Source organism: Nocardia mexicana NBRC 108244 (genome assembly GCF_001613165.1).
Classification (GTDB): Bacteria; Actinomycetota; Actinomycetes; order Mycobacteriales; family Mycobacteriaceae; genus Nocardia; species Nocardia mexicana.
On record NZ_BDBV01000028.1, the window covers coordinates 41,614 to 53,450 of the forward strand.

An 11,837-nucleotide genomic window follows, 5' to 3' on the forward strand; every position below is an offset into this window, starting at 1 on the left:
GCGAAACTGATCACGAATGTCCCGGGCGTGTCGATAGTCCATTTTCCGCGTGCATTCATGACGCGGTTGTAGGTGCAAGCCCAGAAAATAGGGGCAGGCGATACAAACTCCCCATCTCCCGCCCCGTGGATGTTCATCACTCCGAACCCTCGGAATTTGTCGCACGCACCAATCCGCCGCACCCCGTGCATGTTCGCGCAACCCATACCAAGCCGTGCAATGGGTGCGAGAACTCGCACGGGGTGCGACAAATGCGGGATTTCGCCGCGAACCCTCACTCCGGGGATCCCTCGGTTTCCATCCAGATGACACCGGCGATGCGGCCGGTGGGGGCGCCGCGGCGGTGGCTGAAGAGGGTCGTGTCCTCGATGGTGCAGCGGGGGTCCACCGCGACCGCGCCCACACCCGCGTCCTCGAGCTGGCGGCGGACACCCGCGCGCAGATCCAGGCCCGGGGTGCCCTTGGCGGTCGTGGTGGCGCTGCCGGGCAGGTGCTTCTCGACGTCGTCGCGCATCTGCGCCGGGACCTCGTACTGCCGTCCGCTGGCCGCCGGGCCCAGGAATGCGCCGATCCGTTCGGGTTTCGCCCCGAGCGAGACCATCGCCTCCAGCACCAGCGGCACGATGCCGATCCGCGCGCCCACGCGCCCGGCGTGCACCGCCGCGATCACGCCCGCCTCGTCGTCGGACAGCAGCAGCGGGACGCAGTCGGCGGTCAGCACCACCAGGGCCAGGCCCGGCACGGTGGTGACCAGCGCGTCGGTCACCGGGACCGGTTCGCTGCGCGGCCCGTCGACGATCTCGACGTGGCGGCCGTGCACCTGCTCCATCCAGACCAGCCGCTCCGGCGCCAGCCCGATCCCCTCGGCCAGCCGTACCCTGTTGCGCCGCACCGCCTCCGGATCATCCCCGACATGGTCCCCCAGATTGAACGAGTCGTAAGGGGCCTGCGAGAACCCACCGTCCCGCGTGGTCGTCACACGCCGAGTCCGAACCGAAGCAGCAGCAGTCATACCCCGAGATTAGTAGCCACCCCCCGGCAACCACCGCCCTCGGTTGCGTCGACCCCGCATCCGGCGCTAGCGCGCCGAATGCGGGGATGCAAGGGGGCCTGCCCGGCGGCCTGCCGTGGCCTGCCCGGCGGCCTGCCGTGGCCTGCCCGGCGGCCTGCCGGAGCCTGCCCGGCCGCCTGCTTTCTGAGCGGCCGTGCACCCCTGTTCCCCGCATTCGGCGCCCCAGCGCCGGATGCGGGGATGGCGCCGGAATGCGGACGCACCCGCTCCCTTGCGCTGGAGCGGGTGCGTTCGGTGGGCGGTGTCTAGCGGCGCATGAACGACGGGACGTCGACGTCGTCGTCGGTGTCTTCGTCCGGGGGCTGGATGTGGGTGCGGGAGTTGTGGGTGACCGAAGGGTCGTTCGCGGGGCGGGACGACTCGTAGGTCGGGGTCGGGCGGGGCTCGTAGGAGGGGGCCGGGCCGCGCTGCACCGTGGACGGGGCGGAGGCCGATTCCGTCGAGCGGGTGGAGCCGAAATCGGTGGTACGCGTCGAGGTCTGGCCGATCTCGCCCGCGCGGGACGGGCCGATGGTCGATCGACCGGCGGAATCGATGCGGCGCGCGGGCGTACCGCCGTCGAAACCGGCCGCGATGACCGTCACCCGCACCTCGTCGCCGAGCGAATCGTCGATCACCGTGCCGAAGATGATGTTCGCCTCGATGTGCGCGGCCTCCTGCACCAGCGAGGCGGCCTCGTTGATCTCGAACAGGCCGAGATCCGAACCGCCCGCGATCGACAGCAGCACCCCGTGGGCGCCGTCCATCGATGCCTCCAGCAGCGGCGAGTTGATCGCCGACTCGGCGGCCTTCACCGAGCGGCCCTCGCCGCGCGAGGAGCCGATACCCATCAGCGCCGACCCGGCACCGGACATCACGCTCTTGACGTCGGCGAAGTCGACGTTGATCAGGCCCGGCGTGGTGATCAGATCGGTAATGCCCTGAACACCGTTGAGCAGCACCTCGTCCGCCGAACGGAACGCGTCCATCAGGCTGACCGCCGCGTCGCCGAGCTGCAGCAGCCGATCGTTGGGGATCACGATCAGCGTGTCGCAGGATTCCCGCAGCGACTGTATTCCGGACTCGGCCTGATTGCTGCGGCGCTTGCCCTCGAACGAGAACGGCCGCGTCACCACGCCGATGGTCAGCGCGCCCAGCTTGCGGGCGATGCTGGCGACGACCGGGGCACCACCGGTGCCGGTGCCACCGCCCTCGCCGGCGGTGACGAAGACCATGTCGGCGCCCTTGAGCACCTCTTCGATCTCGTCCTTGTGATCCTCGGCGGCCTTACGTCCCACCTCCGGATCCGCACCGGCGCCCAGTCCGCGGGTGAGTTCCCGGCCGACGTCGAGTTTGACGTCCGCGTCACTCATCAGCAGCGCCTGCGCGTCGGTGTTGACCGCGATGAACTCGACTCCCTTGAGTCCCTGTTCGATCATCCGGTTGACGGCATTCACGCCGCCGCCGCCGATACCGACGACCTTGATCACTGCAAGGTAGTTGTGCGGGGGCGTCATGGGCTCTCGCCTTCCTTCGATCTAAAGCCTGTCGTTTTCGGATTCTCGGCAGAACACCGACCGTTCGGTTCGAGCAAACCCAGGCTTTCATCCGGGCAAACCCTAAACCTCAACAATAGGGTTAGCGTTATGTCAAGTATCCGACTGCTGCGGAACGCTATTCGCACCCGCCGCAATCCGCGCGCAGGCGCGCCGAAACGAGCGTGAGAATCTTGTGTGATCCGTCTCGTCCGAGCCCGCCCCGCATCGTACCGCGAACGGCCACCCCGAGCACGGGGAATCGTTCCCAGTGCCCACGGGATTTCGGCGGCTGTCGTTCACAGTCGCCGAAAACCCTGAAGGCACAACGGGTGTCACTCACTTTACCGTTACCAGATCGGGGCTCGATACGTCGAATACCGTGCCCGGCCGAGTCAGTACGGGCAGCACCACCGCCGCCTTGCGCGCGGAATCGTCCGCACCGCCCCACACGACGCTGCGGCCGTCGCGCAGATTCAGCCTGATATCCGAAACCGACCGCGCCACAACCTCTCCCACCTGCGCCCGCAGCCCCGGCGGGGTCGCGGTGAGCACCGTTACCGCGGCCCGAGTGACCGCATCGCTACCACCGGGATGCCCCGTACTCAGCTTCGGTACACCGGGCGGTGGTGGCTCGATGGCGTATTCGACACTGTCGCCGTCGAGCAGGTGCGGCCCCTCCGGACTGTCGAAGTACAGCGCGGGCGTGCGCTCGGAGACCATGATTCGCACCGTGCCCGGAAAACTCCGCTGCACCCGCGCCGAATGCACCTTGGGAATGGCCGCCACCCGCCGCGCCATCGCGTCGGTGTCCAGGCGCAGCATCGAGCGGCCGCCCGGAATGCGGAGCACATCGCGCACCTGCTGCTCGGGCACCGCGGCCAGGCCCTCGATCCGCACGGTGCGCACCGACAGCAGCGGGGTGAAGTACGCGACCGCGACCAGCGCGATCACCACCACGACAACGGGCAAGCCCCACAGGGCGATTCGCCGAGGCGGGATGTCCGCGAGCGAACGCCCACCGTCGGAGAACCGCTGACGGCGCCGATCCCGGTTACGGCCGGAACGGTCACGCCGGCGGCGGGAAGACCGTCGGCGATCGGCGCCGCGGTCCTCGTCCGGCGCACCGTCCCACTCCTCGGCCGCGTCGACGTCGTCGAGTTCGTCGTCCGGATGCCGCTGTGTGCCACGAGATCTCATGCGCGCTCCTTCCCGAACGCCCCGGCAGCCCTCACCGCCCCGTCGGCGGTCGCACCCGCAGCCCGTCCAGGATCTGCCCGCCCAGCATCGTCACGTCGCCCGCACCCATGGTGATCACCACGTCGCCCGGCCGGGCCAGGCTCGCGGCCTGCCGCCCGACCCGCGACATATCCGGCTGGTAGTGCACCGGTTTGGTGACCGACTGGGCGACCAGCGCGCCGTTGACACCGGGCAGCGGCTTCTCGCGCGCGCCGTAGACGTCGAGCACCACCACCTCGTCGGCGAGGTCGAGCGCGGCGCCGAAGTCGGCGGCGAAGGTGGCGGTGCGGCTGTACAGGTGCGGCTGGAACACCACGATCACCCGGCCCTGCCGCGAACGGGCACCGTCGGCGGCCTCCTGCCGCACCAGCTCCGCCGCGGCGCCGAGTACGGCGCGCACCTCGGTCGGATGATGGGCGTAGTCGTCGAAGACCCGCACGCCGTTCTCGCGGCCGACGAACTGGAACCGCCGGTGCACACCGCCGAAACCCTCCAGCCCCTGCAGCGCCTCGTCGGTCTCGGCGCCGGCGTCGCGCGCGGCGAGCAGCGCCGCGAGGGCGTTCAGCGCCATATGCCGCCCGGGCACGGCCAGCCGCAGCGTGCGCGGCGCCGGCTCGTCGGCGAACTGGAAGGTGACCACGCCGCCCACATCCCGCGGCTCCCACGACAGCAGGCGCACGCCGACCGGCACGGGCGGGTCGGGGATCTCGCCGGAGCCGTAGCCGAGGATGCGGATGTCGAGCTCCCCCGCCGCCTGCCGGGTGGCGACCCGCTCGGCCAGCGCCCGCGAGCCGGGATCGTCCAGACACACCACGAGCAGCCCGCCGGGGCGCAGCCGCGCCACGAAATCGTCGAAGACCTGGACGTAGGCCTCATCGGAACCGAAGAAGTCCAGGTGGTCGGATTCGATATTGGTGACCACCTCGATATCCGCGTCGTACTGCAGCAGCGAGCCGTCGGATTCGTCGGCCTCGGCGACGAAGAACCCGCCGGTCCCGTGATGCGCGTTGGTCCCGGCCTCGTTGAGTTCGCCGCCGACGGCGAACGACGGGTCGAATCCGCAGTGCTGCAACGAGACCACCAGCATCGAGGTGGTCGACGTCTTGCCGTGCGTGCCCGACACCAGCAGGGTGCGGTGGTCGCGCATCAGCTCGGCCAGCACCGCGGGACGCAGCAGCACCGGCACGCCGCGCCGATTCGCCTCCACCAGTTCGGGATTGGTCTTGGGTATCGCGGCATAGGTGGTGACGACCGCGGTCGGGCCGCCGGGTAGCAGGTCGAGCGCGCCCGCGTCGTGGCCGATGCGCACCTCGGCGCCCCGGGCCCGCAGCGCGAGCACGCCGCGGCTCTCCTTGGCATCGGAGCCGGAGACCGAGCCGCCGCGCGACAGCAGTATCCGCGCGATGCCGGACATGCCCGCACCGCCGATGCCGACCATGTGCACCCGCTGCAGCAGCGGCGGCAGGTCGGCGATCTCGCGGAAGGGCTGGGTGCGCTCGTCGGGCGACGTCCTCGCCTCGCCCGACTCGTTTCCTGTTGTCACCGGCCGGCCACCTCCACCACGATCCGCGCCACCGCATCGGCCGCCTCGCGGTGGCCGGCGCCGGCGGCCGCAACCGCCATCTTCGACAGCCGCACCGGGTCGGTGAGCAGCGGAATCACCTCGTCGATCACGTACTTCTCGGTCAGTTCCGAATCGGGCACAATTCTGCCACCGCCCTGGGCCACGATGGGGCGGGCGTTGAGCTCCTGCTCGCCGTTACCGTGCGGCAGCGGCACGTAGAACGCGGGCAGGCCGACCGCCGACACCTCGGCGACGGTCATGGCGCCGGATCGGCACACCGCGGCGTCGGCGGCGGCGTAGGCCAGATCCATGCGCGAGAGATAGGGCACGGCAACGTATTTCGCGGGACCGGTGGAATCGGTTCCCGTCGGGAGATCGAGCGTGTTCTTCGGGCCGTGCGCGTGCAGCACCGAGATCCCGGCCGCCAGCAACTGCGCGGCCGCACCCGCCACCGCCTCGTTCAGCCGGCGCGCGCCTTGCGAACCACCGAACACCAGCAGCACCGCGCCCTCGGCGGGCAGCCCGAAATGCGCGCGTGCCTCGGCGCGCAGGGCCGCCCGGTCCAGGGTCGCGATCATCTCGCGCACCGGGATACCCACGATGTCGGCATCGGCACTGCCGGGGGCGCGCACACCCGAGTTCGCCACCGCGGCCAGCACCCGCGCCGCGCGCCGCGCGCCGACCTTGTTCGCGATCCCCGCCTTCACATTCGCCTCGTGCACCACCACCGGCACCCGCCGCCTGCCCCGGACCCCGCGGCCCGCGGCCAGATACGCCGGGAGTGCCACGTATCCGCCGAACCCGACGATCACATCGGCCTGCACCGCGTCGATCACCGCCCGGGTGCGCGCGACGGCCGAGCGCACCCGGCCGGGCAGCCGCAGCAGATCACCGCTCGGCTTGCGCGGCAACGGGACCGGCGGAATCAGTTCGAGCGGATAACCGCGATCGGGGATCAGGCTGGTCTCGAGTCCGCGCTCGGTGCCCAGCGCCGTGATGCGGATCGACGGATCCAATCGGCGCAGCGCATCGGCGACGGCCATGGCGGGTTCGATATGTCCGGCGGTGCCACCGCCCGCGACGATCACCGAGAGCGCCCGTCCCCCAGGTCTTTCCGTACCGGGCCGCTCCTCGGATGCAGTCACCTCGAATTACCCCGTTCTCTCGCATGCGTCATCGGATAGTTCGGCTCCCACGCCCTGGTACTGCGCCAAGACCGGGTGCTGCGGCTGTCGCGCCGGCCCGCGTCGGCGGCCCGGCGGCGTGCCGAATCCGAATCTATCGAGCGGCGCGAGGCCGGTTCGGAACCACCCCGGCGCCCCGCCCCGCCGGTGCGCGGCAGTTCCCGTCGCTGCGGCGCCGCCCGCACTCCGGAACGGCCGCGCGCGGCCTGGGCGCGGGCCGCGGAATACATCTCGGGCTTGGGCAGCCGCAGCAGCCGGCTCATCCGGCCGTCCTGGCCGTTGTGCAGCGCGGAGACCGCCTCCGGCTCGTGCCGGGCCGCGTTCGCGATGATGCCGAACATCAGCAGCGTGATCGCCAGCGAGGAGCCGCCCGCCGACACCAGCGGCAGCTGCAGGCCGGTCACCGGCAGCAGGCCCACCACGTAGCCGATGTTGATCACGGCCTGCATGGTGATCCAGAACGTCGCCGTCGCGGAGAGCAGCCGCAGGAACGGATCCACCGACCGGCTCGCGATGCGCAGCCCGGTGTAGGCGAACAGCGCCAGCAGGCCGAGAACCAGTGCGCAGCCGAGGAATCCGAGCTCCTCGCCGATGATGGCGAAGATGAAGTCGTTGTGCGCGTTGGGCAGATAGCTCCACTTGGCGCGGCTCTGCCCCAGCCCGCGGCCCCAGATGCCGCCGTCGGCCAGCGAGAACAGCGCCTGGCGCGCCTGATAGCCGATGCCCTGCGGATCGTCGCCGGGGTTGAAGAATGCGCGCATGCGGTCGGAGCGATAGCCCGCCGACAGCGCCAGCACGCCCGCGGCGACGATGCCCGACACCGCGATGGTCACGAACAGCCGCACCGGCAGCCCGCCGAACCACAGCAGCGCCGCCAGGATCAGGCCGAGCGCGATGGTCGTCGAAAGGTTGGGCTGCAGCACCACCAGCAGGCACGCCACCAGGCCCGCGGGCACCAGCGGCACCATGATGTCCTTGTAGTTCGCGTGCTCCGAGCGCCGCGCGGCCAGCAGGTGCGCGCCCCAGATGATCAGCGTCACCTTGACGATCTCGGACGGCTGCACCGACAGCGGGCCCAGCATGAACCAGCGCCGCGACCCCTGCACCTCGGACCCGATGCCGGGAATCAGCACCAGCAGCAACAGCACGATCGATCCCGCGAACAGCGGGAACGACAGCTGCCGGATGCGCCGCAGCGGCATCCGCAGCGCCAGATAGAACAGCACCGCGCCGATCGCCGCGAACAGCGCCTGCTGGATGAACAGCTTGTAGGCCGAGCCGCCGTCGGCGTAGGACTCGACGCTGGACGCCGACAGCACCATCACCAGCCCGAGCGTGGTGAGCAGGGCCGCGATGGTGACCACCAGATGGAAGTCGGCCAGCGGGCGCGCCAGCCAGGCCCCGAACCAGGTCCCCGCTTGCTTGCGCGCCGGTTTGTTCACTGCGGGCTCCCGATATCTCCTTCGTCGAGCGCCTGCACCGCCGCGACGAAACTGCGTCCCCGGTGGGTGTAGTCGGCGAACATGTCCAGCGAGGCCGCGGCGGGGGCCAGCAGCACCGTATCTCCGCGGCGGGCATACCCGGCGGCGATGCGCACCGCTCTGGCCATCACCGCGTCCGCGCCATCGATCTCGGACGTGAGTTCCGCACCCATCACAGCATCGTCACCCGAACCGAGCTCCACGACGGGGACATCGGGCGCGTGTCGCGCCAGCGCCGTGGCGACGACCGGGGCGTCCTGGCCGAACAGCACCGCGCCGACCAGCCGGTCGGCGACCTCCTCGACCAGATCGTCCACGTGCGCGCCCTTGAGCTGACCACCGGCGAGCCAGACCACCTGGGAGTGCGCCAGGATCGACGACCGCGCCGCGTGCGGGTTGGTGGCCTTGGAGTCGTCGACGAAGGCGACCCCCGACAGCTCCCGGACCAAGGCCGCGCGATGCGGGCCGACCTTGTGCTCCTGCAGCCCCTCCTTGACGAATTGCGGTGCCACGTCGATGGATCGGGTCAGCGCGGCCGCGGCCAGCGCATCGGCCACCCCGGCCGGGCCGGACGGGCTGATATCGGCGGTCTCGGCGAGGATCGCGGCCTTGGTGAAGGCGCGGTCGAGCAGCTTGCCGTCGACCACGCCGAGCTCGCCGTCGGCGGGCACGCCCACCCGGAAGCCGACGGTGCGGCGCGCCTTGGACTTTCGCGCCAGCGCCGCGGCCACCGGATCGTCCAGGCCGACGACCCCGACGCGGCCGGTCAGCGCGCGCGCCTTCGCCGCCGCGTAGGCGTCCAGGCCGCCGTGCCAGTCCAGGTGGTCCTCGGCGACGTTGAGCACGACCCCGGCCTCGGGGCGCACCGACGGCGCCCAGTGCAGCTGGAACGACGACAGCTCCACGGCCAGCACCTGCGGACCCGGGTTGCGCCGCAACGCATCCAGGATCGGCAGACCGATATTGCCGCAGGCGACGCTGGCGATGCCGGCCGCGCGCAGGATCGCGTGGGTCATCTGGGTGGTGGTGGTCTTGCCGTTGGTTCCCGTCACCACCAGCCACTTGCGCGCCGGGCCGTACAGCCGGGCCTGATCCACCCACCAGGCGAATTCGACGTCACCCCAGACCGGAATGCCCTCGGTGACCGCCGAGACCAGCACCGGCGAATCGGGTCGCCAGCCCGGGCTCGTGATGACCAGCGCGAACCGGTCCAGCGCGGCGGGCGTGAGCAGATCGTCGCCCGTGGCGGTGGCCAGGCCGAGTTCGGCCGCCTCGGCCATCGCCTTCTCGCCCGCGTCGGTGACCACCGGGCGGGCTCCGATATCGCGCAGCGGCTCGATCAGCGAGCGGCCCGACACCCCCCATCCCGCGACGAGAACGTCACGGCCGCGCAGGAATTCGAGCATGGGCCCCGGTGATCGGAGGGCCCGCGGTGTGTGTTCGACCATCGCTGCTATCCGACCTGAGAGAGGTATTCGCTGTAGAACAGGCCCAGCCCCACCGCCGACGCTATGGCCGCGAGTAACCAGAACCGGATGATCACCGTGGTCTCGGCCCATTTACTGAGTTCGAAGTGATGGTGGAACGGCGCCATCTTGAACAATCGGTTGCGCGTGGTCCGGAACACCGCCACCTGCAGCACCACCGACGCCGTCTCGGCCACGAACAGCGCCCCGATCACGATCATCAGCAGTTCGGTGCGGGTCAGGATGGACAGCCCGGCGAGCAGGCCGCCGAGGGCGAGCGAGCCGGTGTCGCCCATGAAGATCTTCGCCGGGGCGGCGTTCCACCACAGGAATCCGACGCAGGCGGCCGCACCCGCGGCACAGATCAGCGCCAGGTCCAAGGGGTCGCGCACGTTGTAGCACCCGGCCTCGGGATGGACCGAACAGGAGTTGCGGTACTGCCAGAAGGTGATGATCACGTAGGCGCCCAGCACCAGGCTCATGGATCCGGCCGCGAGCCCGTCGAGGCCGTCGGTCAGGTTCACCGCGTTCGACCAGGCGACCACGACCAGGCAGACGAACGCCAGGAAGATGATCACACCCATCGACACCGTGGTGATGTCGCGGACGTAGGACAGGTGGCGGCTCGCCGGTGTCTGCTTGTTCGCGCCCGGGAACTGCAGCGCCAGGACACCGAAAATGACGGCGGCCGTGAGCTGTCCGAGGTACTTGCCCGCGGCGGTGAGCCCCAGATTGCGCTTGTTGCGCAGCTTGATGAAGTCGTCGATGAAGCCGACCACTCCGAGCGCCGTCGTCAGCGACAGCACCAGCAGGCCCGATACCGTCGGCCCCTCGGCCTTGTACCCGATGCCGATCAGATGCGAGCCCCAGTACCCGGCCCACAGGCCCGCCAGGATCGCCACGCCGCCCATCACGGGGGTGCCGCGCTTGGCCTTGTGGCTCTCCGGGCCGTCGATGCGGATCTCCTGGCCGAAGCCGCGCTTGGCGAACATCCGGATCAGCAGCGGCGTCAACAGGATCGACACCGCCAGCGCGATGGCCGCCGCGAAAAGTATCTGTCTCATACCGCCGCCTCCGTGAGGTGATGCGCGACCGCCCACAGTCCGACGGAGTTCGACGCCTTCACCAACACCACATCACCCGCCGCGATCTCTTTGTCCAGCACCGCGATCGCGGCATCGATATCGGGTACGAGAACCGATTCCTCGCCCCACGACCCTTCCATGACCGCGCCCTGGTGCAGTGCGTGGGCCGGTCGTCCGTCGCCGACGACGATGAGCCGATCCACGTCCAGGCGCACCGCCAGCCGGCCGATGCGATCGTGCTCGATCACCGATTCCTCGCCCAGCTCGGCCATTTCACCGAGCACGGCCCAGCTGCGGCGGGCTTCCCCGCCGGGTTCGTCGCCGCCGCCGCGGGCCATGCTCACCAGCGCCTTGAGCGCCGCGCGCACCGAATCCGGGTTCGCGTTGTAGGAGTCGTTGACGACGGTGACGCCGTCGGCGCGGGTGCGCACGTCCATGCGGTGTGCCGAGGCGATCCGGGCCTCGGACAGCGCCCGCGCCACGGTCTCGAGATCCGCGCCGCACTCCAGCGCCACCGCAGCGGCGGACAGGGCGTTGCCGACCTGGTGCTCGCCGTGCACGGCCAGCCTGATCTCGGTCGCGGCGGGCTGCGTGGCCACGGCGGGTTCCCGTGCGCCGCGATCGAACGCGGAAGCGTTGACGTGCAAGGTGAATCGGGCGCGGGCGGTTTCGTCGAGCACGACGTCGGTGGCCCGCAGGTCCGCGTCGGTGGACTGGCCCACGGTCACCACGCGCGCTCGGGTGCGGCTCGCCATCGCGGCCACATTCGGGTCGTCGGCGTTGAGGACGGCGATCCCGGACGACGGAAGTGCTTCCACCAGTTCGCCTTTGGCCTGCGCGATCACCTCGCGGCTGCCGAACTCACCCAGGTGCGCGGTGCCGACGTTGAGCACCACCCCGATGCCCGGCGGCGCGATTTCGGTGAGCGCCCTGATATGTCCCGGCCCGCGCGCCGACAGCTCCAGCACCAGGAACCGGGTGTCGGCGTTCGCGCGCAGCGCCGTCCACGGGTGGCCGATCTCGTTGTTGAACGATCCGGGCGGGGCCACCACCGGGCCCAGCGGGGCCAGCACGCTCGCCAGCAGATCCTTGGTCGACGTCTTGCCGGAGGATCCGGTGACGCCGACGACGGTGAGACCGCCCGCCGCCACCAGGCGATCGATATTGGCGCGGGCCAGCTTCGACAGCGCCGCCAGCACGGCCGCGCCGGAACCGTCGCGGTCGTGGGCCAG

9 protein-coding genes are annotated in these 11,837 nt (G+C 70.5%); all 9 read right to left on the reverse strand.

Features of this window, described 5'->3' with window-relative positions:
- Positions 1–274 precede the first annotated feature (274 nt).
- Complete coding sequence (pgeF, locus tag NM1_RS12010; protein WP_068018300.1) at positions 275–1,012, reverse strand: peptidoglycan editing factor PgeF; 738 nt, start codon at positions 1,010–1,012, stop codon at positions 275–277.
- Between the two features lie 305 nt (positions 1,013–1,317).
- Positions 1,318–2,568, reverse strand: coding sequence for a cell division protein FtsZ (ftsZ, locus tag NM1_RS12015; RefSeq protein WP_068018302.1), 1,251 nt, complete (start codon positions 2,566–2,568; stop codon positions 1,318–1,320).
- Between the two features lie 357 nt (positions 2,569–2,925).
- On the reverse strand, positions 2,926–3,786 hold the full coding sequence (locus NM1_RS12020) for a cell division protein FtsQ/DivIB (protein ID WP_084519461.1): 861 nt from the start codon (positions 3,784–3,786) through the stop codon (positions 2,926–2,928).
- A gap of 31 nt (positions 3,787–3,817) precedes the next feature.
- Positions 3,818–5,263 (reverse strand): UDP-N-acetylmuramate--L-alanine ligase, encoded by a 1,446-nt coding sequence (gene murC, locus NM1_RS12025; protein WP_068018337.1) that lies wholly within the window; start codon positions 5,261–5,263, stop codon positions 3,818–3,820.
- Between the two features lie 101 nt (positions 5,264–5,364).
- A complete protein-coding gene (murG, locus tag NM1_RS12030; protein WP_068018305.1) occupies positions 5,365–6,534 on the reverse strand; it encodes an undecaprenyldiphospho-muramoylpentapeptide beta-N-acetylglucosaminyltransferase in 1,170 nt (389 codons plus the stop codon).
- Positions 6,531–8,015 carry a putative lipid II flippase FtsW gene (gene ftsW / locus NM1_RS12035; protein ID WP_068018308.1) on the reverse strand — a complete coding sequence of 495 codons (1,485 nt, stop codon included), beginning with the start codon at positions 8,013–8,015 and terminating at the stop codon, positions 6,531–6,533. The genes murG and ftsW overlap by 4 nt, the downstream gene beginning before the upstream one ends.
- Positions 8,012–9,460, reverse strand: coding sequence for a UDP-N-acetylmuramoyl-L-alanine--D-glutamate ligase (gene murD / locus NM1_RS12040; protein ID WP_068018312.1), 1,449 nt, complete (start codon positions 9,458–9,460; stop codon positions 8,012–8,014). The genes ftsW and murD overlap by 4 nt, the downstream gene beginning before the upstream one ends.
- 47 nt (positions 9,461–9,507) lie before the next feature.
- Entirely contained in the window at positions 9,508–10,584 is a 1,077-nt protein-coding gene (gene mraY, locus NM1_RS12045) for a phospho-N-acetylmuramoyl-pentapeptide-transferase (protein WP_068018315.1), read from the reverse strand.
- The coding region (locus tag NM1_RS12050) for a UDP-N-acetylmuramoyl-tripeptide--D-alanyl-D-alanine ligase (RefSeq protein WP_068018317.1) at positions 10,581–11,837 on the reverse strand (1,257 nt) is incomplete at its 5' end. The genes NM1_RS12050 and mraY, both read right to left, overlap by 4 nt.

Excerpts from the sequence above, each read along its gene's own strand:
- pgeF (WP_068018300.1), bottom strand. The coding sequence starts at position 1,012 with ATGACTGCTGCTGCTTCGGTTCGGACTCGGCGTGTGACGACCACGCGG.
- ftsZ (WP_068018302.1), bottom strand. The coding sequence starts at position 2,568 with ATGACGCCCCCGCACAACTACCTTGCAGTGATCAAGGTCGTCGGTATC.
- NM1_RS12020 (WP_084519461.1), bottom strand. The coding sequence starts at position 3,786 with ATGAGATCTCGTGGCACACAGCGGCATCCGGACGACGAACTCGACGAC.
- murC (WP_068018337.1), bottom strand. The coding sequence starts at position 5,263 with ATGGTCGGCATCGGCGGTGCGGGCATGTCCGGCATCGCGCGGATACTG.
- murD (WP_068018312.1), bottom strand. The coding sequence starts at position 9,460 with ATGCTCGAATTCCTGCGCGGCCGTGACGTTCTCGTCGCGGGATGGGGG.
- mraY (WP_068018315.1), bottom strand. The coding sequence starts at position 10,584 with ATGAGACAGATACTTTTCGCGGCGGCCATCGCGCTGGCGGTGTCGATC.